Annotated in this window: 1 protein-coding gene; it reads left to right on the plus strand. The window is 68.1% G+C overall.

From position 1 onward, the window contains the following. Window positions 1–210, plus strand: a 210-nt coding sequence (locus BST12_RS30465; protein WP_281254860.1) for a beta-ketoacyl synthase N-terminal-like domain-containing protein, incomplete at both ends; no start/stop codon positions are given.

Consider the following 210-nt stretch of genomic DNA (forward strand, 5'->3'; position numbering starts at 1 on the left):
ACGAGCCTGAGCGGGCCTCCCGGCCGTTCGACAAGGACCGCGACGGCTTTGTGTTCGGCGAGGCCGGTGCGCTGATGCTCATCGAGACGGAGGAGCACGCCAAAGCCCGTGGCGCCAAGCCGTTGGCCCGATTGCTGGGTGCCGGTATCACCTCGGACGCCTTTCATATGGTGGCGCCCGCGGCCGATGGTGTTCGTGCCGGTAGGGCGA

The sequence above is a fragment of the Mycobacterium angelicum genome, from assembly GCF_002086155.1.
GTDB classification, from domain to species: Bacteria; Actinomycetota; Actinomycetes; order Mycobacteriales; family Mycobacteriaceae; genus Mycobacterium; species Mycobacterium angelicum.